The sequence below is a fragment of the Flavobacteriales bacterium genome (assembly GCA_016124845.1).
Classification (GTDB): domain Bacteria; phylum Bacteroidota; class Bacteroidia; order UBA10329; family UBA10329; genus UBA10329.
The window spans coordinates 92396-113783 of record WGMW01000007.1 but is presented as its reverse complement, the minus strand read 5'-3'; the positions used below and the strand labels follow the sequence as shown (position 1 = coordinate 113783).

Genomic DNA, 21388 nt, shown 5'->3' with positions numbered 1-21388 from the left:
CATCTCGCCCTTTTCCACCTGGTCCACAACGGCCAGTTTAAAGCCCAGATTGTAATCGCGCTGACTACGCCTTTTCCTTTTATCCTCTCGTTTTTCCATAATAGGTCGATTTGTTGTCAACCTATTTTAGGACGGGACAAACATTAATCCTTGAATGAAAAAGGGCGCAGAGAAAAATCTCTGCGCCCTTTGCGTTTTCTCCGCGACTTTGCGGTTAGGAATTACCCCATAATGGTTCCAAGCTTCATGGCTACGCTCATGTCGCCTTTCACTTTCAATTTGCCTGACATGAACGCGTTCATCGGGTTCAATTCTCCGTTGATCATTGCCAGTAGATCGGCCAAGGCCACATCTACCGTGCAATCTGCTTCCTCACCGTGATCTTCGTGCACAACGTTTGCATCGCCTTTTCCATCGATGGTGATGTTCTTGTCACCGAAGTGGAACTTCAACGTGTTTCCCAATGGCTTGGCCGCGGCCGCCTTTTCCTGAATTGCCGCAAGTGTAGTTTCAAAACTCATTTCTGGTTGTTTTTGTGTATTTGAATTAGAATTTGTTTCTGTCTTTTTTGCCTCAACTGGCTTCGGTTTGGGCGATGAAGGTACTGATCCTGCCCGTTGATACGAAGTATCGTCTATGACCATTTTGGCAATGATCTCGCGCATGATCTCGCTGGTGCCGCCACCGATGGTTCCAACGCGGCAATCGCGGTAGGCGCGCGCCATTTTGTATTCTTCCATAAAGCCGTAACCACCGAAGCTTTGCAAGCATTGTGTCATCACTTTTTCGGCCAGTTCGCTGGAGAGGAGTTTCGCCATGGAGCATTCCTTCACAATATAATTCCCCTCGTTGTGCAATCGGCAGCAATGGTATACGAACTGCTTATTGGCTTCTACTTCCGAAATGAGCTGCGCCATTCTGTGACGCAATACTTGGAATTTGTTAATCGGACGTCCGAAAGCGTTCCGCTCGCTCATGTATTTGAGGGTGTAATCAATGGCCCATTCGCATGAAGCGAAACCAGCAATGGCACCCACCAAGCGCTCCAATTGCAATCCACCCATCAGATAATAGAAACCTTGACCTTCATCTCCGATAAGGTTCTCCACAGGCACCTTCACGTTATCGAAATGCAGTTCGGCCGTGTCGGATGCGTGCCAACCGAGCTTCTTCAATTTGTTCCGTGTAACACCTTCTGAGTTCAGATCGATGACCAGCAAACTAACACCAGCCGCGCCCAATTCTGGGTTGGTCTTAACTACCGCCACAATGAAATCGCCATACACACCATTGGTAATGAACGTTTTGGAACCATTCACCACATAATGACCATCTTCCAAAATGGCTTTGGTCTGAATATTCGCCACATCAGAACCTGCTCCAGGCTCGGAAATTCCGATACAGCAGATCCATTCGCCAGAAATCACTTTGGTCAGGTATTTCTCCTTCAAAAACTCCGAACCGTGCTTGTAGATGTATGGCGATGACATGTACTGCTGCACCGCTGGTAAAATCATGAAACCGCCACTCTCGCACTTCGAAATCTCTTCCATGAAGATGACCGAATACAAGAAATCGGCATCAATTCCGCCATATTTCTCGGGGTAGTTCAACCCGAAATAGCCCATCTCACCGAACTTCGGCCAAAGGTCTTTCGGCATGCGCTGCTCCTCTTCCCATTTATCGATGTTGGGCATCACCTCACGGTCGAGGAAATCCCGCAAACCTTGTCTGAAAATCTTGTGTTCTTCTGTAAACATTTGTGTTTCTGGTTTTACCGCAAAGGCGCAGAGTTTTTTCGCGGAGTTCGCAAAGATTTTCTCTGCGTCCTTTGCGCCACCTCAGCGTCTTTGCGGTTCATTTTAACTGTATTTGACCTCATCAATCGCCATTTTGGCAATGATCTCTTTCATTATTTCACTTGTTCCGCCACCAATTTGTCCGAGGCGACTGTCACGGAACATTCTGGCAGCTTGGTATTCTTCCATGTAGCCGTAACCACCAAGGAATTGCATCACTTCAAATGCTGTTTTATCACACAATTGCGTGCAAAGCAACTTCGCCATCGCAGCTTCTTTCACGATGTATTCTCCCTTGTCGAAACGGTTGGCGAGGTAATAGACAAACTGTTTCTGCTGCTCAATTTCCGCAGCCAATTGCGCTACGCGATGTCGCAGTTCCTGAAACTTGGTCAGCAGACGACCGAACGCTTCCCGTTCCTGCATGTACTTCAGCGCGTATTCCAACGCATATTCCGAACCCGCGTAACCGCCCACCGCCATGATGATGCGCTCCAGCGCAAACTGCTGCATGATGTAATAGAAACCTTGGTTCTCCTGTCCCATCAAAGCAGATGCATGGATACGCACATTATCGAAGGCTATCTCGCCCGTATCGGAAGCGCGCCAACCCAGCTTATCCAATTTGGTGGCTGAAAGTCCAGCTGTGTCGCGATCGATCACAAACATGCTGATACCCGCCTGTTTCAATTCGGGTTCTGTTTTGGCGGCAACCACCAAGAAATCACTCAGAACACCGTTGGTGATGAACGTCTTGCTTCCGTTGATCACCCACTCATTTCCATCTCTGACTGCCGTTGTGCGCATGGCTGCCACATCCGAACCACCAAACGGCTCGGTAACCGCCATACAGCCGAATTTATCGCCAGCAATTCCAGCGCGCAGGTAGTTTTCTTTCTGCTCTTCGGTTCCCTCATTGTTCATGTGGGCCAGCGACAGATAAGCATGCGCACCCAAAGCCGCTGCCGTTCCACCCGAATTGACGTGCGCCAACTCTTCCAAGAAGATGACGGTGTAGAAGAAATCGAGTTCAAGACCACCATATTTTTCAGGGTACTTCAACCCGAAATAACCCATATCACCAAACTTCTTCCATATCTCGCGAGGTGGATTTCCAACCTTCTCCCATTCATCCACAAACGGTACCACTTCCCGTTGCAGGAAATCGCGCAGCGACTGGCGGAATTGGATATGTTCCTCTGAAAAGTAGGTGCTCATTGCAGACTTGTTGTGTGGTTACGAATTACGAATTCCGCTACGCGGTACGAATATGACGAACATGCAGACCACAACTGTTCTACGGACACATCATACATTTCAGATAGTGACATTCGCATATTCGTATTCATTCGCAATTCGTAACCTTATCATGGTTTCTGCTTCCAGATCTTATCTGCTGCCTCAAGGTAAACGGGCAATGCTGCCGAGCCGTACCAATCGTACATTTCCACCTCAAAAATGCCCATGGAAATGGTCGGGTCGCCTTTCATCATTTCCTGCGCTTCTTCTTGCGTAGCCACATCGAAAATGAACAGGCCTCGGTAGTTGTTATCGTTCTTCCCCATCGGGCCAGCAACCACCAACTTCTTCTCTTCGGCCAGCTTTTGCATGTTCGAAAAATGCCCCACAAAACAACTGTCCAAAACCGCTTTGTCTTCAATCTTCGCAGGGCCCGTTTTCAGCACCACGAAAACATAACTCTTCATGCCATAATCATCGGCATTCAGCTCCTTCGCCAACTTCTCATCATAATTGGGGTTGTTGTTCTGTGCGAAGCAGAAAAAGGGTAAAAAGAGAAACGGAAAAATGGTTAGTGTTTTCATTAGCAACTGATTATTGGAGCGCAAACCTTATTGGTACTACATATCGGACCGGAACAATCTCACCTTGACATTTTCCAGGTTCAAATTTTGATAAAGTTGAGATTACTCTAAGCGCTTCTTTATCAAGGAAAGGTTCTACCCCTCTTAAAACGTATGGATTGGATACCGTCCCATCCACTTCAACAATAAATGCCACATATACAATTCCTATAATGTCCATGCAGGTAGGGTGAATTCTCAAACTATCAGCAATGAACCGCGTTAGTCCACTGTCACCACCATTCGAGTAAACAGGAGGGCTATCAACAAATTTATAGACCTCTCGACCTATGTTTTCATCAAACATCACTTCACAATTATCCGTTGTACCTTGACTATAGACTAAGTCAGGTAACAGAAAGAAGAGTGATAAGAAAATCCACATTCTCATAGCTAAAAGCTAATTGCTAATACCTAACTCCTAAGCGGCAGCTTTAACATTTCCCGCGCCTCCGCAATGCTCGCCACTTCACGACCCAACATTCTGGTCAATTGCGCAGCCGCACCGATCAACTCGCCATTGCTCTTCGCCATTTCGCCTTCGGGCAGGTAGAAGTTGTCTTCCAGCCCCGCTCGGATGTTCCCGCCAATCGTTATCGAAGCCGCCAAACTCGCCCATTGCTTGCGACCGATACCGATCACCTGCCAGTCCGAACCCTCAGGCACGCTGCGGCTCTGGTGCAGAATATTTGCCGTGCTGTGCGGAATTCCACCCAACACACCCATTACAAAACTGAAACAGTACGGCTTCTCTAAAAGCCCCATATCGATCAACGGATTGGCGTTATTGATGTGCCCGTTATCGAACACCTCCATCTCTGGACGCGTGCCCGCTTCCTTCATTTTCTCCAAGTAAAACTGGATGTCCTTGAACGGGTTCTGAAACACGAAATCGTGGTAAAACTGCTTCGCCTTGGGCGAATAAATGCCATAGTTCATGCTGCCCATGTTCAGCGCAGCCATGTCGGGTTTCAGAGCCGTAATGTGCGCAATCCGCTCCTCGCGCGTTATCGAAACCGCGCCCGTGCTGTAGTTGATGATCGCGTCTGGCGTGCGCTTCTTCACCTCCTCGTGTATCCGCGCATACGTCTCCACATCGTACGCTGGCGTGCCATCGTCATTCCGCGCGTGGATGTGCAAAATGCTCGCCCCAGCCTCCACCGCCCTGCGGCCCTCCTCGGCAATTTCCTCGGGCGTGTACGGTATGTACGGACATTGCTTTCGGTTGGCCAGCACGCCCGTCAGCGATGCGCTTATGATTACTTTCTTTCCCATTTTATCAGTTTATCGTGTTCGTTTTCGTGTTTCATTTTTTGGGCGTTCCCAGCCTCAGGCTGGTCGGGCTTTCCGCGCTGCACGGCAGCTCGCTCCAATCCCTAACGCGGGCGCTCCGTAGCTACCGTCATTGCGAGGCCGCAGGCCGTGGCAATCTAAATCACAATGAGATTGCCGCGCTCGTTCCTCGCTCGCAATGACGGAACTTGGAAACCTCATCGCTTCGTTACTCCATTCCTTCATCACTCTAATTCGCATATTCGTATTCATTCGTAATTCGTAAGAGCCGCGTCATTCCCCACTCCATTTAGGTGAACGCTTCTCCCGAAAAGCGGCAATGCCTTCCTGCGCATCCTTCGTCTGCACCGTTTTCATCAGCATGCCTTGCAAATAGCGGTGCTCCGATTTCGTGTCGTCACTTCGAATGTGCTGGTACGCCTCCAACCCCATTCGGATGGCCGTTGGCGAATTCGTCAAGATTGTTTGCACCAATTCCTGAACCGTCTCCGCCACTTTTCCTCGTTCTGAGAGGTGTGTCACCAATCCCCAATCCGCAGCTTTCTGCGCATCCAAGTTATAGCCCTGAATACACCAATCCAGCACCTTCCTTTCTGGCATTACTTGAAGCAACGAAGCCATTACCTGATACGGAAACAATCCGCGTTTCACCTCTGGCAATCCGAATTTCACATCATTGGCTGCCACCACATGCGTACAGCCCGCCAACAGCAGGAAAGCACCCGCAAACGCATCGCCTTCCACTTGCGCAATGCACGGTTTGTGCAACTCATTGAAAAGCTCTCCGATCAAAATCTCCCCTTCCGCTTTCGGAACCGTGCTATCGGTTTCCCCACCGCCTGTCATGAACGCTTGCAGGTCGGCACCCGCGCAGAACACATCTCCATTGGCTTTTATCACCACCGCCCAAACGTCCTTGTTCTGCTTGGCGTAGGTCAGCGTAAACGCCAATTCATTAGCAGTTACAGGATGCAACGCATTCTTCTTTTCCGCACGATCAAGCGTTATGGTCAACACCTTATCGCTGTGCTCCACTTCCAAAAACGCGAAAGTGTAATCGTTGAGTTTATTGAGGTCTTCTTGGTTAAACATCATTGTTTATTCAGGCTAGAATTCTTTTCATCTATCAATTCTTTCGTCTTATCACGAAACAAAGCTGCGTTCCGAATGACCTCCTTTACTCTCCAATCAAGGTTTTTATCGAAGTTCATATTCGCACCATCGATACCGCCTCGAATTTGATTGAAAATACGCTCAGCAAATTGAACTAAATCCTCCATTTCAGACCATTTCACATATTCTTTAGATGGGTTAGTATCTGAATGAGCATAAACCGTGTGTCTTAGAGTATCCAATCTTTCAATTACATGCTTCTTCTGATCAAGTTCCTTTTCAAGCTCAACTATTCGTTCTATGATCTCCTTCTTACTTCTTACTACGTTATAACCATTTACATTATCTCTCAGCTTCTGCTTAAACTCCATATCATACTTATCATTCTTAAGTCGATTGAAAAGCTTCTGGATATTTACATTTTGTGTTCGGCTATTGACAAAAAGTTTACACAACTGAATTACCACAATGAACTTTAGCTGTTCTAAATGATGGTGGTAAAATCCGTGATCTTTTACCTTCTGCTCCGTGTCTGAGCCAACCTCAAACAAATCGTTTCGATTATCGATTGCAATTCGCAAATCAAAAATTATCCATCGCCAAATCTCAAACCACTTTTTGAGTTCTGAGAGGGTTATCTCCTGCCTATTTTCCTTTGCGCACATCGATTAGGCTTCCTTCATTTTAAGCAGCAATTTACCAGCTTCCACATCGTCTTCCGCAGCTACGAAAATCTCCTCTACGGTTCCGTCTTCATCGGCACAGATGGTGTTTTCCATTTTCATGGAAAGCAGCACCAGCAGACCGTCTCCGCTTTTCACTTCCTGTCCAGGTTCTACCAGCACTTTTATCACCTTTCCAGGCATCGGACTGATGTAACCGCCCTTTACTTTCTCCGCTTCCTTCAACGGGAACCTCTCTTTCCTTGTCAAGTTTACGGTTCCATTCTGCGCGTGCTGAACGAAGTAGTCGTTTCCGCTTTTCACAACCGTGAACCGCTCTTGAATACCGTTCAATTCTAAGAGAATTTCATCATCTAAAATCTCTTGAACGTTTACCTCAAATTCATTTTCTCCAATTGAATAAAGAGAAGCGTTGTACTTAACTAAAACCTCCTCTTCTCCATTCAAGAAAGTCTCTTGTTGCGGCTGATAGAAGTTGTTTCTCCAACCGCTTGGCACATTCTGAAGTATGGTCCGTTTGCTTTCGCGTTCTGCTTTGTCAAATGCAGAAGCAGCAATGGCAGCCAATTCAATCGCCTCTTGCGATTGAGCCTTCTCATAGCTGAATTGCTTCTGCAAGAAGTGCGTGTCGTATTTCCCAGCTTGGAAATCGGCATTTGCCAAAATGGCTTTCAGAAAATCCTGATTGGTTGTCAGTCCAAGGCAATTCAGATTGCTCAAAGCCGCACTCATCTTCCGTTGACCTTCTGCCCTGTCCTTTCCGTGCGTTATCAGCTTCGCGATCATCGGGTCGTAATGCGTAGAAATGACCGAACCGCTTTCCACACCTGTTTCAATTCGCAAACCGTCAATCGCTGGCGTTGACCACTTCAAGATCTTGCCCGTTGCAGGCATGAAATTGTTGGCCGCATCTTCTGCGTACAATCGACATTCGATGGCGTAACCGTTGCCTCTGATGTCTTCCTGCGTGACCGAAAGCGGACGACCTTCCGCCACCTCGATCTGCATTTGCACAAGGTCGAGACCTGTGATCTCTTCCGTTACGGGATGCTCCACCTGCAAGCGCGTATTCACTTCCAAGAAGAAGAACTCATTCTTATCCGAAAGGATGAACTCAACCGTTCCAGCATTGTCGTATTTCAACGATTTGGCCGCACGGACAGCCGCTGCGCCCATTTCATTTCGCAGCGCATCACTCAATGCTGGCGATGGACTTTCCTCAATGATCTTCTGGTAACGTCTCTGAATGGAACACTCGCGCTCCAACACATGAATGGCGTTTCCGTGCTTGTCGCCAAAGATCTGGAACTCAATATGTCGTGAGCTTGGGAAATACTTTTCGATGATGAGTTCGTCATCTCCAAAAGCCGAAGACGCTTCTCGTTTTGCAGCATCGATGGAAGCTTTCAGTTCCTTCTCAACTTCTACAATCCGCATTCCTTTGCCGCCACCACCCGCAGCCGCTTTCAGCAATACCGGAAATCCGATTTTCACCGCTTCAGCAGAAAGCGTTTCAATACTCTGGTCATCGCCTTGATAACCAGGAATGACCGGCACTTCGTGCTGGCGCATGATGTCCTTCGCCTTCGACTTGGAACCCATCGCTTCAATGGCTTCAGGTCGTGGTCCAATAAAGATCAGACCTGCATCCTGCACCTTTTTGGCAAAGCCAGCATTCTCTGACAGGAACCCAAAACCAGGATGGATTGCATCAGCCCCAACCTTTTGAGCCATAGCGATGATTTTCTCCTGATCCAAATAGGAAGTAGCCAGTTCGTTCCCACCAATATGGACAGCCTGATCGGCTTCTCTCGTGTAAGGCGTTCCACGGTCAGCATCCGAATAAATGGCCACACTTCGGATGCCCATTTTCTTGCACGTGCGAATGATGCGTGAGGCAATTTCACCTCGGTTGGCGATAAGGATTGAGTTAATAGAGTTGACTGAGTTCATCAGTTGATGATTAGCGAATTAGCGAATGAGGGTAATAGAACGCGGATGACACGGATCGCACGGATTTTCGCGGATAGTTGAAACATATTATTGTTTCGGATTTGAGTATTTAGAATTTCGGATTTCATCCATTTACATTCTGAAAATTCCATAACTGTCAGTGCCTTTGATCGGTGCGTTATTGACCACCGCGAGGCACATTCCCAAATAGTTTCTTGTCTGTCGCGGGTCGATGACACCATCGTCCCATATCTGACCCGTTGAGAACCACGCATCCGATTGTTTCACGGCCTGCTGGATCATGTAATCGCGCATCATTTTCGCTTGGTTCTCATCGAATTCGTTGCCCGCTTTTTTTGCCGCCTGTCGTTGGATGATTTCCATCACTCCAGCTAGCTGTTCAGGACCCATAACCGCAATCCGTGAATTCGGATAGGAGAACAAGAAGTGTGGTTGATACGCGCGACCCATCATCGCGTAGTTACCTGCACCATAACTCGCGCCCATCATAATGGTAATGGCGGGAACTTCTGAGTTGGAAACCGCATTGATCAGCTTCGCTCCGTGCTTGATGATGCCGCCCTGCTCGTAGTCCTTTCCGACCATGAAACCCGTGATATTCTGGAAGAACAGCAGCGGCACATCGTTCTTGTTGCACAGCTGAATGAAGTGCGTTCCCTTGTTGGCGCTTTCGGAAAACAGCACCCCATTGTTGCCGAGAATTCCCACCGGATAACCGTGAATTTTAGCCCAGCCACAGACGAGCGTTTCGCCATGGTCGGGTTTGAATTCGGTGAATTCGGAGCCATCAACCGTACGCGCAATCACCTCACGGATATCAAATGGGATTTTGACATCTGGCGGAACAATTCCGAGCAATTCTTCTTCGGAATAGGTTGGATCTTCGGCCAATCCTTCGGGTTGAAAATGTGTTTTCGGTGGACGCAGCGTTGCGACCAATTCGCGTGCAATACGAATGCCGTCCAGTTCATCTTCAGCCAGATAATCGGAAACTCCCGAGATTTTCGTGTGCATTTCTGCACCACCGAGGGTTTCATCATCCACCACTTCATTCGTAGCCATTTTCACCAGTGGCGGCCCTGCGAGGAAAACTTTCGCTTGCTCCTTCACAAAAATGGAATAGTCGGACATTCCAGGAATGTAAGCACCACCAGCTGTGGCATTTCCGAATACCACCGAAATGGATGGAATACCTTTTTTGGAGCGTCTGGTGATGTCGCGAAAGTTCGTTCCTCCGAGGTTGAAGATCTTAGCCTGATCGGGAAGATTAGCGCCTGAACTTTCCACCAAATTGATGCTTGGAAGTTCATTTTCCTCCGCAATTTCATTCAGCCGCATGGCTTTCTGAAGCGTTGGGAAATCGATGGAGCCACCTTTGTTCGTTCCCACGTTGGAAACCACCAAACACAACCGACCTGAAACGATACCGATGCCGCCAACGGTAGTACCGCCCGTTCCGAAGCCTTTCCCGCCCAAACCCGCCAAAGGCAGAAGTTCTAAAAATGGACTGTCTTGATCAAGGAGTAGTTCGATGCGTTCTCGCGCCAGCAATTTCCCTTTCGAACGTGCACGTTCAATGTGCTTCTCCTGTCCTTGGAATCGGCTTTCTTCGTAATGCTTTTCAAGTTTTTCGAGCAGCTTGAGCATGCCTTCTCGGTTTGAGGCGTACTGCTGCGTTTTCGTATTGACCTTGGATGTGAGTTTCATTGGTTACGAATATTTTGAACCGCGAAGGCGCGGAGATGACCAAAGAGCGCGGGAAATTTATTCAGCCACAGAAACACAGAATGCGCAGAGGGTTTCACTGAAAATAATTTCAATTCTTCTGTGAAAATCCGTGTTTCTGTGGCTAAAATCATGTCTTTACTCGGCATTTTGGACTTCTTCAGTGAAATCGATCTTATTGAAATTGGCGAGACCTTTTTCCGTTAGTAGCGGAATGGTCAAGTTCCAAATGGCGCTACGGGCTTGATTGTAAAGATTTCCCTTCTGATCACGTAACTCGCGCTGCGCCAGCCAGAATGTGATGATCATCCAAACTGTTTCTGCCAATTGCTGGTATTGTCCGAGGCGTGCTTCGGGCTTCATATTCCCTGAACCAACCGAGTAATCGATAATGGCTTTGATGTATCTGATCTGGTTTTTGAATTGTCCGCGCATTATTTCAGCCAAATGTGGATAGGCTCTGCTCACCTCCAAGATGTCTTGTTGTAGAAAGCGATATCGCTCATACAATTGCAACAACGGAACCATCTGTCGGTGAATGTTCTCAATGGACGGAATCATCTGCACCGAATCAAGCATCACATTCCGCTCTTCAATAATGCGGTCATGGATGGCCTCCATCAACTCTTCCTTCTTTTTGAAGTGATAAGTAAGGTTTCCAAGGCTCATGTCCAACTCATTCGCAAGGTCGCGCATTGTCACACTTACAAAGCCTTTCGCATTGAAAAGCTCCACAGCAGTTGTGATGATGCGTTCCTTGGTAGTTGACATTAGTACAGCAAAACCATTATCGAACACAATAATAGTACAATTGTACTAATTAATTTGACCGAACAAATAGAATTCATGGAAATTACAGCACCGTTGAAAATCGCTTGAAACGTAATCGATTCGAAAGCTTGCGTTCTTCATCCGGCCATTATTCACTCGTTAGACATGTAATAATTAAGGTTGAATTGAAATTCCATTCGTTGGTAATTATTCCCAAGGTCATTCCAACTCAAAACCTATTAAAACCAACCCAAAGCAGCCATTTTAGACTTGAAACTTATGGCTTGATGATGAATTGATTCATGATTTCTTCTTGAGGAACTTTATACAAAGGATGGCGCGCATCTGATGTATTAACCTTTCAAAATCAAGAAGTCATGAAAAATCTTAAACACATTTTACTCGGAGTCCTTATCCAAGCACTCGTAACGTCATTGACTTTTGCTCAATCAAATACAGGCGCCATCATTGGTTCCATTGTAAGCGAGCTGAAGGAAGCGATGCCGTTGTGCACGATCCTTCTGATAAAGGATTCTGAGATCGCAACCGGAATCATTACCGATGTCAATGGTAATTTCATCATCGGCAATGTGGAGCCTGGTCTCTACGACCTCAAGATCTCGAGTGTCGGCTTTGCATCCAAGTACATAAGCGACATCCGTGTTGACGGCAAAGAGATCAACATTCCTACGATTGAAATGAGTTGGGGAATTCAGCTCAGTTCGGTGGTTTGCTCCGACTACCGTCCGTTCTGTAGTAAACCGTGCGGTTTCGGTTGCATCTGCGAATGCTGTGTTCCCCCAGTTGAATTTCAACGGAAAGAACCCGCAAACCACGCAGGCGCCATCGTAAAGGTTGACACCACCAGTTTTCTGGCTCTGACCAGTTGGCGCAGCTCGAAGTAACCTTCGGCAATGGGAAGTTGCGCCTTCCCGAAAATCAATGCTAAAAGCAAACCTGAACATGGATGGCAATGGCCATCTACAGGACAATCCTATCTCAAACTCTAATACCTAAAGTCATGAAAAAGCTCATTCAAATTCTATTGGGAGTGATCGGCCATTTGCTGATAACCTCCTTTGTTCTGAACCCGGAAACAGGTTCCATTTCAGGAATTGTAGTAGACGACCAGAAACAACCCATTCCATTTGCCAACGTGGTTGTAATGCAACACGGACAACAAATAGCCGGTGCATCAACCGACTTTGACGGAAAATACAAGATCAACGGTCTGCAGCCCGGAACGGTGGATATGATCGCCTCTGTGGTAGGGTTCACTTCGCAAGAGAAACGCGGGGTCATCATCCAAGCCGATAAGATCTTGTTCGTTGACTTTGTGCTGGAAGCTGGCGTAAAACTGGATGAAGTTGTAGTTGTTGATTACGAAGTACCGCTGATCTCGAAAGACGCGAGTTCGGCCATGACCATTTCGGGCAGCAGCTTGAACCACATGCCAGGCATGGGTTCTACAGGCGTTTCGAGACGGGAAATTCGCAGCATGCCAAGCCGTGGTGCCAATAGCGCGGTTACTATTGCAGCAAGTGTGCAAGACAATGATGGTCAGATCGGCAGTTACAAAGGTTCGCGAAGCGGTGCCACCAACACTTACATAGATGGTGTTAAAGTGCGAGGAAGTGTCAATCTTCCGCAGGCAGCATATGAACAGGTTTCTATTGTAACTGGTGGCATTCCAGCAGCTTACGAGGGAAGTGCTTCAGAAACTCTTCCGCCAGCACCAATAGGTGCCACCGTTCTCGCGCACAATTCGTCCTCGGAATCTGTCGCTTCTAAACGCAAGAAAAAGCAGTTGGAACCGGAAGGCCTGACCGCAGGTTACGACCTGTACCGACAGCAAACCTTCAAAAGCGTGTTCTCAGAGCCGTTGTCAACTTTCTCTATCGATGTGGATGCTGCTTCGTACAGTCAGATCAGACGGAGTTTGAACATGGGTTCGCTGCCTCCAACAGAAGTCGTTCGCATTGAGGAAATGATCAACTACTTCAAATACGATTATCCGCAACCTGAATGTGAGGATCCATTCAGCATTTCGAGCGAAGTAAGTGTATGTCCGTGGAACGAAAGCCACAAGTTGGTGCATATTGGTCTACAGGGCAAAGAACTCCAATTGGATAAGCGACCCAAGAACAACCTGGTCTTCCTGATCGATGTTTCGGGCTCCATGTCGGATGACGACAAACTTCCGTTGCTCAAGCGTTCGCTCAGATTACTGGTGAACGAACTGGAGGAGACCGACAAGATCTCCATTGTGGTGTATGCGGGAGCTGCCGGACTGGTGTTGCCTTCTACTTCCGGTGAGAAGAAAGAGCGTATTCTCGAAGCCATCGGCCAACTCAATTCGGGCGGATCGACCGCTGGTGGAGCTGGAATTCATCTCGCCTACGCTATCGCGGAAAAACAATTCATCAAAGGCGGAAACAACCGTGTCATCCTCTGCACCGATGGAGATTTCAATATGGGCGTTTCGGATGCAGGCGGACTTGAAAAGCTGATAGAGAAGAAACGTGAATCCGGTGTATTCCTTACTGTGCTTGGCTTCGGAACAGGCAATTTCCAAGATCATAAAATGGAAGTTCTGGCGGATAAGGGCAATGGCAATTTCGCCTACATCGACAATCTACAGGAAGCACAAAAAGTGCTGGTGCAAGAATTCTGGGGAACGCTTTTCACCATCGCCAAGGATGTGAAGGTCCAGATCGAGTTCAACCCTGCGAATGTACTTGCCTACCGATTGATCGGCTACGAGAACAGACGTTTGGCTGCTGAGGATTTCAACGATGACCGAAAGGATGCAGGCGAGTTGGGCGCTGGCCACACAGTAACCGCGCTGTATGAGGTCATTCCCGTTGGAGGAGAACTTTCGGACGATAGACCATTGGTTGATTCGCTGAAATATCAGCTTACAAAACCATCCGTGCAATCTGGTTTTGATGATGAGTTGCTGACTGTCAAACTTCGTTTCAAAAAACCAGATGGAGATATAAGCAAGTTGATCTCCAAGCCCGTAAAAAACGAGGCGATCGATCTGGCCGCAAGTTCAGAGAACATGCGATTCTCGGCCGCCATATCGCAGTTCGGAATGATCCTTCTGGACGCGGAACTGAAACCCGCACAGCGTTTGGATCAGATCCAGAAAGTGATCGATCTGGCAAAAGGCAGCAAAGGAACAGACGAAGATGGCCGAAGGGCTGAATTCGTAAGAATGGCGGAACTGGCCATGGTAATTGATTGAACATTTGGTTGTTTGGTTGGGTGATGGGAGGGTTGTCTTCAGGCAACCTTCCCTGTTTTTGTGCAATTGAAACCCGAATTTCTCACCTTTGCCAACCATGAAAAATGCAACCCGAATTTTCTTGGCGGCTCTCTTGCTCAGCGCTTGTTCCAACAAGCTATTTGAAAGCAAATGGAAGCAGCCTCAGACCGAATCTAAATCGTTCCGATTTTACAATGCCGATTCGAAGATCCGATACAATATTGAGAACGACTCGACCAATCTGTACTTCTCATTCGATGTGGTGGATCAGCTCACCATCCAGAAAATTCTGACCACGGGTCTGCGCGTGTTCATCGATCCAACAGCAAAGAACAAGCAGAAGAATGAAATTCAATTCCCGATCTATTCCGACAAGGTTCCAATATCCGAATTGGAAGAGTATGGAACTCAGTACGACCAGAGCATTCAACTTGGCAAAGAACGGCTGGACCAGATGATTCCGACAGATGGCTATCTGAAAGTCGGTGAAGAGACCGCGCAGATATTCAACCATGGCGAGAAGGACGGCTTTCAGGTCAGTTTGGAGTTCGACAAATCGCGGTCGCTGGTTTACCACGCCATCATTCCCTTAGCGGCCATCGGAGCCGAATCAGACATTGTCTCTGTAGGAATTGAAACTGGAGGTTATGAGATGCCACAGCAGAGCTACAGCGACCCGAATGCAAGTGTGGTCAATCCGAACCAACTTACTGCTGGCGACCGCGCCATGGGCCGTACAGCAAACAATCCTTATGGCGGAGGACTGAATTCTCCTCAAGCAAGCACTGCCGCCAGCACTGCTCTTCGGACATCAAATAATTACAACCCGTTTGCGGACCCCATCAGGTTTTGGGTGAAGGTGAGACTTGTGGAGAAGAAGTGACAAGCTTCGAAAAAGCATCGTCATAATTGGCAATCTGCTTGGTCCAATCATATCGTTCCACAAAACTTCTTGTTTGCTGTTTGCGAAGGATGGATACATCCCTGATCCAACGCTGCAATTTATCCACCAACTCCCCGGTTTCGTAGAAAAACGTGTAATGAAGTAGTTCTGGAACGTGTTCTGGGTAAGCGAGTCGCTTCGGCAGCAATGGTTTCACGTTACAGTACATGGCCTCCACCACACTTCCTCCAAAGAAATCCTGATAGGATGTGACGGGAAGCATATCGCATTGACCGAGCAAGCGGACATATTCTTCCCTGCTTTCAACAAATCCCCAATGAAGGATATTCGGTTCCAAACGCTTTTTGGCCTCATCAAAAATGGCTGGGGAATTTTTGAAGCGTTCACCAAGAACCACCAGTTTAAAATCCCAACCCCGCCTCTGTATCTCAAACAAAGCTTCAAAGAACTCCTCTGGGTTCTTATCATATTCCCAACGGTGATTCCACAGAATTACCGCTCGTTTCGGTCTCTCGGTAATTTCCGAAACGATCGGATCCATCGACCTGAGATCCATTCCCAAATAGAGAACTTCGCTTTTGCGCGCAATCGTTGCGACCGTATTTGAATTGGTATGATCCGGAAACTGTTTCAAAAAAGCAGGCAGCGTACTCAGGAATGAAGTGCGGTGGTACTCTGAATTGAAGAAAACCCGATCGGCTGCTAATGCAGATGTGTAATTGATAAATCCGTAATGATTGTCGCGTTTCAACCGCAAATCCTCATCATTCGGTGACCAAGGATAAGTGAGTTGATTCTCATGAAAGTAAACAGCAGTGGGAACAGAAGCCGTTCTTTCACGAGTAAGGCTGAGGAACGATGAAAGGTCCAACATATCAGTGGCAAGAATCAGATCTGGTTGGAAATCACACGCCAAAAACTGCTCCGCCAGCGTAATTGCACCGCCATGCATGCGCCATTTCCAATGGCGGCCAGGCAACGTGAGCAGTCTTACCTCATGCTCGCTATGTTCCGAATAACCCTCGGCCCATTGCAAATGTGATCCAGTACCATAAGGTTCAATCAACAATATCTTCACATCATTCCTGTTTGATTTTCAGCTAAACTACCTCGTATCGTAGTGCTGAACTTTAAAAATGAACAAAATTCGGTCAGAACCATCTACTACACATCTTACCCATTCTTTCGGATTTGATACCTTTGATTTCGTGCGGATATTATTTTCAATAGTATTGTTTTCTGTGTTATGCGTCAGCTCGGTTCGGGCTCAGACAGCCGAAGACTACTATCGTAAGGCCGAACTGAAAGTTACCATGCAGGACTTCCGCGGAGCTTTGAACGACCTGAACAAGGCCATTGAAGTTGACCCACGCTACATCAGAGCTTTCAACTTTAGAGGCTATGTGAAGGACGAGTTGGATGACTATTACGGAGCCCTGAAGGATTATAATATTGCTATTTCCCTGAAGGGCGATTACAGCGATGCTTACGCGAACCGCGGCAAAGCCAAACGCAAATTGAATGACTTCAACGGGGCGATCACCGATTACACCACAGCCATAGAACTGAATCCGACCGACAAGGAAGCCTATCTCGGACGCGGTCTGGCGTTGAAGGACATGAAGAATTATAACGCAGCCATTGACGATCTGGACAAAGCTGCCAAACTCGACCCCAACTACGCGAAAACCTACACAGCCCGTGGCGAGGTCAAGTATCTGAAAGGCGATGTTGCCGGGGCATGTGACGATCTGCGGCACGCTCAAAAACTCGGTTACATGGTGGCCATGGCCTCATTCAGCGACTATTGTGACGATTGATTCCGATCGTTCATATTTTATCTGCTCTTCATTTGGTCTGTTAAGTATTTTTGGCAAGTCAAAAACGCCAACATAAACGAATGCTACGAACACTTTTTGCCCTGATTCTTGCCTTTTCGGTAAACCTGACAATAGCCCAAACCGCTGAAGAATATTTCAAAGATGGTGAGGCCAAAATGGCCGAAGGAAACTTTACCGAAGCCATTGATGCACTGAATCAGGCTGTTTCCAACGACAAGACAAACACCAAGTACCTTCTCAAACGCGGTGAGGCCAAGTACAAGGCGGGCAAAGGCATCTTGGCCATTCAAGATTTCAACAAGGTCATTCAGTTGGATTCTGAGAACAGCATGGCTTACGCATTGCGCAGCGCCATCTATATTGATATGAAAGACTACAAAGGTGCCATTGCCGATTGTCAAAAGGCATTGGAATTGAATCCGAACAACGAAATGGCTTACGTGAGAATGGGAGATTCCTATTTCGCCATGGAGCCTGCCGATTATGTAGAGGCCATGAAAGCGTACAACTACGCCATCAACCTGAACCAGAACAACAAGACCGCCCTGCACAACCGAGGCGTTGCCAAGAAAGAACTGAAGGATTATTACGGGGCCATAGATGATTTCAACAAGGCGATCATCATCGATGCTGAGTTCGGTTCTGCCTACATGCAGCGCGGCATTGCCAAGAGTTTGGTAGGTGATACACCTGGGGCTTGCATTGATTGGTACTTGGCCGGTGAAATGGGGCAAGAAGAGGCGCAATCCTACATTGCCACCCGCTGCAACCAATAATTCCTGCGAATGAAAAGTGCCGAACAGTATATTGCCGATGCCGACCTGAAATTCGAAAGCAAGGATTTTGAAGGGGCCATCGAAGATTACACAAAGGCACTTGAACTGGATCCGAAAAACCCCGACATCTTTTACAACAGAGGGTTGGCGGCTTTCTTTTCCAATGAGATAAGCAGAGCTTACCAAGATCTTTCCAGCGCGCTGGAACTGAACCCAAAGCACGAGGACGCGCTTTTCAACCGAGCCCGTATCGCGGCCATGTTGGGTTCGTACGAAAAAGCGTTTCAAGACTACACTTCGGCCATTGCCATCAATTCGGAGGATGGTGAACTTTATACAAACCGTGGTGCGGTAAGAATGCAGTTGAAAGACCTTGCCGGGGCGGTTGCTGACTTCACCAAAGCGCTTGACCTGAACCCTTCTGACGGAAAAGCGTATTTCAACCGCGGAATGGTCTATCTGAAGATGAATTACAGCGATCATGCCATGAGCGATTTTGCGATGGCGTATCAGAATGGCGTAATTCAGGCCAAAGAAGCACTGCTTTCGTTACAGAACTGAACTGCTCATGCTGTCTAATCGTTTTCAAAAATCCATCGGGTTTCTTCTATTTTCATTGATCATTGCGGTCAATTTTTCGTTCGGTCAAACATCGAAGGACGTTTTCATTCAAGGGCTGCTTCACTCCAATAAGGGAGAAGATGAGCAGGCGCTGCCTTTTTTCAACCGTGCCATCGAAATGAAACCCGATTATTTCGAGGCCATTATGATGCGTGGATCCACATACATGAACCTTGGAAGCCAAATGAATGCAATAATGGATTTCGACAAGGTCTTAGAACTGGATCCAACCTTGGTTAAAGCCTACAATTACCGCGGCTTCTGCTATTTGGAATTGAAGGATCTGAGACGTGCAGTACGGGATTTCTCCAAGGTCATCGAGTTGAAACCGGACTATCCGAATGCATACGAAAGCCGAGGTTATTCTGAGAGTCTGCTCAACCAGCATCAGGAGGCTTTGGAAGACTACGATCAAGCAATTTCGATGAAGCCGGATTTCCATGAGGCCTATCATCACAGAGCGTGGTCAAAAGTGGCGTTGGGAGATACGACCGGTGCGCTTTCCGATCTGGCCAAAGCCATCGAGATCAATGGAGATATTGCGCTTTACCATGATGACCAAGGGCTTTTGCAAATGCAGACCAAGAATCTGAAAGAAGCCTACAAGAGTTTCAGCCAGGCGATCAAAATCGACCCGAACATGGCCGTTGCCTATCTGCATCGAGGCCAAGTGAAAATCGACATGGGTAAACCCAAACCGGCCTGCAAAGATCTTTCTGCTGCCGCTGAACTCGGAAATGCCGAAGCGAAAGAGTTGTTGACCATCCATTGCGTGGATGAGCAAGAAACTGAAAAGACAGAAAAAACCGAGGAAGATTCCCCGCAGGAGAAGAAGTCGAAGGGGAAAAAGGACGATTCCGAAGAGTAAAACATCTGTATGAATCTGGATATTCCATTGGCTGAACAACTGCGTCCCGAAACGCTGGACGATTATGTTGGTCAGGAACATCTGGTAGGTGAAAATTCAATCCTTCATACGGCTATCCGTTCGGGTCAGATCCCATCCATGATACTTTGGGGTCCTCCTGGAACCGGAAAAACCACGTTGGCCCACATCATTTCGCTCAATCTGAACCGGCCGTTCTACAACCTCAGCGCCATCAATTCGGGTGTTAAGGACGTTCGGGAAGTAATTGACAAGGCCAAGGAAAAGGGACTTTTTTCGAAGCAGGGAAAACCGATCCTGTTCATTGATGAGATCCATCGTTTCAGCAAATCACAGCAAGATTCGCTTTTGGGAGCGGTGGAAAAAGGCATCGTTACCTTGATAGGTGCCACCACGGAAAACCCTTCGTTTGAGGTCATCTCAGCCCTACTTTCCCGATGTCAGGTTTATATTCTGAGATCACTCGAACGAAGTGACCTTGAAAAACTGCTTGAGAAAGGGCGAAAGAAACTCGAACAGGATCCAGACCTGAAGATCACCATCAAAGAAACTGAGACCATGCTCCGATTTTCGGGAGGCGATGCCCGAAAACTGCTGAACAATCTTCAACTCATTGTGAGTTCGCAGAATGGGAAAAAGGTGACCATAACGAATGAGATGGCTGCGGAATGCTTGCAGAACTGGGTTTCCAATTATGACAAGAACGGAGAGAATCATTACGACATCATTTCTGCTTTCATTAAATCTATGCGTGGTAGCGACCCGAACGCATCGCTTTATTGGCTTGCCAGATTGATGGCCGGTGGCGAAGACCCGAAATTCATCGCCCGTAGAATGCTGATACTTGCATCTGAAGATATTGGTGCAGCCAACCCAACAGCGCTGGTGCTGTCCAACAGCTGTTTTCAGGCCATCAATGTGATCGGGTATCCGGAGGCCGAACTGATTTTGGCGCAAACAGCCGTCTATTTGGCCAACTCGCCTAAAAGCAATGCCACCTACAGCGCCCTGAAAACGGCCAAGCAAATGGCAAAGGATCATGGCGACCTTCCCGTTCCATTGCACCTGCGCAACGCGCCAACCAAACTGATGAAAGAGATCGGGTATGGCGCAGAGTACAAGTATGCTCACGATTACGAGCAGAACTTCATCGACCTTGAATTTCTGCCCAAAGAACTATCCGGGCAGCGGATCTATGAACCACAGAATAACCCTCGCGAACTTGCCGACCGCAAGAGATTGAACGCGCTTTGGAAAAAGAAATACGGCTATTAGAAGGCTCTCAGCAGTCCCCACTTTTCCACATCGCTGACGCTGATCACTGCCGCAGCAACACCTCCAGTGCAATACTCAATAACCCGACCACCGACAACCCCGGCAAGTTCATGAAGTGGGTCACCTGAAATATCGTACAGATTCAAACCGAAGACGCAAACCAAAAAGTATGCAACTCCCAATGTCATTCCTATACTAAGCCCTTTTGTAATGGGCGAAGAGTTGAACCCAGCGTAATAGAAGAACCAATGAAATACCGCATTCGAGACCAGCACGATCGAAAGCTGGGTAACGATCATCAGTTCTACCGAAATTTGATGTACCGATGTCACAATATGATTTCCAAATAATCCGGAGACACTCATCAAAGCTGAAATGAAAAACAAGATCACCGATGTCATCAGGTAAGAGACGATCACTTTTTTGGCCGAAGTGGTTTCCATGTGAATTAAGGTTTTGGGTTTTCGTGCGTGATACGTGTGAATGAGGAAAATGTTCCGAACGCTCGTAACAGACTACGATTCAGCTGCAACAGAACCATCTTTCCATAAACTATTCTTGCATCTGTTTCCGTTTATGATGCTTGCCATTATT

Annotated in this window: 20 protein-coding genes; 8 read left to right on the top strand and 12 right to left on the bottom strand. The window is 47.5% G+C overall.

What is annotated here, in order from left to right; all coding sequences use genetic code 11:
- Positions 1-221: 221 nt before the first annotated feature.
- The 10 genes from GC178_03230 to GC178_03185 all read right to left on the bottom strand — a co-directional run bounded on the left by GC178_03230 (position 222) and on the right by GC178_03185 (position 11220).
- The gene (locus GC178_03230) at positions 222-1760 is read right to left on the bottom strand and encodes an acyl-CoA dehydrogenase (GenBank protein ID MBI1286569.1); all 1539 of its coding nucleotides are present in this window, start codon (positions 1758-1760) and stop codon (positions 222-224) included.
- Positions 1761-1862: 102 nt separating this feature from the next.
- Positions 1863-3017: an acyl-CoA dehydrogenase gene (locus GC178_03225; GenBank protein ID MBI1286568.1), complete on the bottom strand. Its 1155-nt coding sequence runs from the start codon at positions 3015-3017 to the stop codon at positions 1863-1865.
- Between the two features lie 149 nt (positions 3018-3166).
- Positions 3167-3622 (bottom strand): hypothetical protein, encoded by a 456-nt coding sequence (locus GC178_03220; protein MBI1286567.1) that lies wholly within the window; start codon positions 3620-3622, stop codon positions 3167-3169.
- A gap of 10 nt (positions 3623-3632) precedes the next feature.
- Positions 3633-4052, bottom strand: a complete 420-nt coding sequence (locus GC178_03215; protein MBI1286566.1) for a hypothetical protein — start codon at positions 4050-4052, stop codon at positions 3633-3635.
- 23 nt (positions 4053-4075) lie between these two features.
- Positions 4076-4936, bottom strand: a complete 861-nt coding sequence (locus tag GC178_03210) for a 3-keto-5-aminohexanoate cleavage protein (protein ID MBI1286565.1) — start codon at positions 4934-4936, stop codon at positions 4076-4078.
- Positions 4937-5227: 291 nt separating this feature from the next.
- Complete coding sequence (locus tag GC178_03205) at positions 5228-6049, bottom strand: enoyl-CoA hydratase (GenBank protein ID MBI1286564.1); 822 nt, start codon at positions 6047-6049, stop codon at positions 5228-5230.
- Positions 6046-6732, bottom strand: coding sequence for a hypothetical protein (locus GC178_03200; GenBank protein MBI1286563.1), 687 nt, complete (start codon positions 6730-6732; stop codon positions 6046-6048). Before GC178_03200 ends, GC178_03205 begins: the two co-directional genes overlap by 4 nt.
- A gap of 3 nt (positions 6733-6735) precedes the next feature.
- The gene (locus tag GC178_03195) at positions 6736-8703 is read right to left on the bottom strand and encodes an acetyl-CoA carboxylase biotin carboxylase subunit (GenBank protein ID MBI1286562.1); all 1968 of its coding nucleotides are present in this window, start codon (positions 8701-8703) and stop codon (positions 6736-6738) included.
- Positions 8704-8835: 132 nt separating this feature from the next.
- Complete coding sequence (locus GC178_03190; protein ID MBI1286561.1) at positions 8836-10431, bottom strand: acyl-CoA carboxylase subunit beta; 1596 nt, start codon at positions 10429-10431, stop codon at positions 8836-8838.
- 156 nt (positions 10432-10587) lie between these two features.
- Positions 10588-11220, bottom strand: coding sequence for a TetR family transcriptional regulator (locus GC178_03185; protein ID MBI1286560.1), 633 nt, complete (start codon positions 11218-11220; stop codon positions 10588-10590).
- A 377-nt stretch (positions 11221-11597) separates the two neighbouring features.
- Here GC178_03185 and GC178_03180 point away from each other — a divergent pair, with 377 nt between their 5' ends.
- From GC178_03180 to GC178_03170, 3 genes are all read left to right on the top strand, one after another.
- On the top strand, positions 11598-12125 hold the full coding sequence (locus GC178_03180) for a hypothetical protein (protein MBI1286559.1): 528 nt from the start codon (positions 11598-11600) through the stop codon (positions 12123-12125).
- 62 nt (positions 12126-12187) lie between these two features.
- Positions 12188-14470: a DUF3520 domain-containing protein gene (locus GC178_03175; GenBank protein ID MBI1286558.1), complete on the top strand. Its 2283-nt coding sequence runs from the start codon at positions 12188-12190 to the stop codon at positions 14468-14470.
- A 97-nt stretch (positions 14471-14567) separates the two neighbouring features.
- Complete coding sequence (locus GC178_03170) at positions 14568-15374, top strand: hypothetical protein (GenBank protein ID MBI1286557.1); 807 nt, start codon at positions 14568-14570, stop codon at positions 15372-15374.
- On the opposite strand, the gene GC178_03165 is transcribed toward GC178_03170, so the two are convergent.
- A complete protein-coding gene (locus tag GC178_03165; protein ID MBI1286556.1) occupies positions 15334-16473 on the bottom strand; it encodes a DUF3524 domain-containing protein in 1140 nt (379 codons plus the stop codon). The genes GC178_03170 and GC178_03165 overlap by 41 nt on opposite strands.
- A 58-nt stretch (positions 16474-16531) precedes the next feature.
- On the opposite strand from GC178_03165, the gene GC178_03160 reads away from it, so the two are divergent.
- The 5 genes from GC178_03160 to GC178_03140 all read left to right on the top strand — a co-directional run bounded on the left by GC178_03160 (position 16532) and on the right by GC178_03140 (position 20794).
- Positions 16532-17215 carry a tetratricopeptide repeat protein gene (locus GC178_03160; protein ID MBI1286555.1) on the top strand — a complete coding sequence of 228 codons (684 nt, stop codon included), beginning with the start codon at positions 16532-16534 and terminating at the stop codon, positions 17213-17215.
- 80 nt (positions 17216-17295) lie between these two features.
- A complete protein-coding gene (locus tag GC178_03155) occupies positions 17296-18012 on the top strand; it encodes a tetratricopeptide repeat protein (GenBank protein MBI1286554.1) in 717 nt (238 codons plus the stop codon).
- A 9-nt stretch (positions 18013-18021) separates the two neighbouring features.
- Positions 18022-18573, top strand: coding sequence for a tetratricopeptide repeat protein (locus GC178_03150; GenBank protein ID MBI1286553.1), 552 nt, complete (start codon positions 18022-18024; stop codon positions 18571-18573).
- A gap of 7 nt (positions 18574-18580) precedes the next feature.
- Positions 18581-19501, top strand: a complete 921-nt coding sequence (locus tag GC178_03145; GenBank protein MBI1286552.1) for a tetratricopeptide repeat protein — start codon at positions 18581-18583, stop codon at positions 19499-19501.
- A 9-nt stretch (positions 19502-19510) separates the two neighbouring features.
- Positions 19511-20794 (top strand): AAA family ATPase, encoded by a 1284-nt coding sequence (locus GC178_03140; protein MBI1286551.1) that lies wholly within the window; start codon positions 19511-19513, stop codon positions 20792-20794.
- Here the strand turns inward: GC178_03140 and GC178_03135 are convergent.
- Positions 20791-21237, bottom strand: a complete 447-nt coding sequence (locus tag GC178_03135; protein MBI1286550.1) for a hypothetical protein — start codon at positions 21235-21237, stop codon at positions 20791-20793. The genes GC178_03140 and GC178_03135 overlap by 4 nt on opposite strands.
- Between the last annotated feature and the right edge of the window lie 151 nt (positions 21238-21388).

Coding starts and splice junctions, on each gene's coding strand:
- GC178_03230 (MBI1286569.1), bottom strand. CDS start 1,760: ATGTTTACAGAAGAACACAAGATTTTCAGACAAGGTTTGCGGGATTTC.
- GC178_03225 (MBI1286568.1), bottom strand. CDS start 3,017: ATGAGCACCTACTTTTCAGAGGAACATATCCAATTCCGCCAGTCGCTG.
- GC178_03220 (MBI1286567.1), bottom strand. CDS start 3,622: ATGAAAACACTAACCATTTTTCCGTTTCTCTTTTTACCCTTTTTCTGC.
- GC178_03215 (MBI1286566.1), bottom strand. CDS start 4,052: ATGAGAATGTGGATTTTCTTATCACTCTTCTTTCTGTTACCTGACTTA.
- GC178_03210 (MBI1286565.1), bottom strand. CDS start 4,936: ATGGGAAAGAAAGTAATCATAAGCGCATCGCTGACGGGCGTGCTGGCC.
- GC178_03205 (MBI1286564.1), bottom strand. CDS start 6,049: ATGATGTTTAACCAAGAAGACCTCAATAAACTCAACGATTACACTTTC.
- GC178_03200 (MBI1286563.1), bottom strand. CDS start 6,732: ATGTGCGCAAAGGAAAATAGGCAGGAGATAACCCTCTCAGAACTCAAA.
- GC178_03195 (MBI1286562.1), bottom strand. CDS start 8,703: ATGAACTCAGTCAACTCTATTAACTCAATCCTTATCGCCAACCGAGGT.
- GC178_03190 (MBI1286561.1), bottom strand. CDS start 10,431: ATGAAACTCACATCCAAGGTCAATACGAAAACGCAGCAGTACGCCTCA.
- GC178_03185 (MBI1286560.1), bottom strand. CDS start 11,220: ATGTCAACTACCAAGGAACGCATCATCACAACTGCTGTGGAGCTTTTC.
- GC178_03180 (MBI1286559.1), top strand. CDS start 11,598: ATGAAAAATCTTAAACACATTTTACTCGGAGTCCTTATCCAAGCACTC.
- GC178_03175 (MBI1286558.1), top strand. CDS start 12,188: ATGGCAATGGCCATCTACAGGACAATCCTATCTCAAACTCTAATACCT.
- GC178_03170 (MBI1286557.1), top strand. CDS start 14,568: ATGAAAAATGCAACCCGAATTTTCTTGGCGGCTCTCTTGCTCAGCGCT.
- GC178_03160 (MBI1286555.1), top strand. CDS start 16,532: ATGAACAAAATTCGGTCAGAACCATCTACTACACATCTTACCCATTCT.
- GC178_03155 (MBI1286554.1), top strand. CDS start 17,296: ATGCTACGAACACTTTTTGCCCTGATTCTTGCCTTTTCGGTAAACCTG.
- GC178_03150 (MBI1286553.1), top strand. CDS start 18,022: ATGAAAAGTGCCGAACAGTATATTGCCGATGCCGACCTGAAATTCGAA.
- GC178_03145 (MBI1286552.1), top strand. CDS start 18,581: ATGCTGTCTAATCGTTTTCAAAAATCCATCGGGTTTCTTCTATTTTCA.
- GC178_03140 (MBI1286551.1), top strand. CDS start 19,511: ATGAATCTGGATATTCCATTGGCTGAACAACTGCGTCCCGAAACGCTG.
- GC178_03135 (MBI1286550.1), bottom strand. CDS start 21,237: ATGGAAACCACTTCGGCCAAAAAAGTGATCGTCTCTTACCTGATGACA.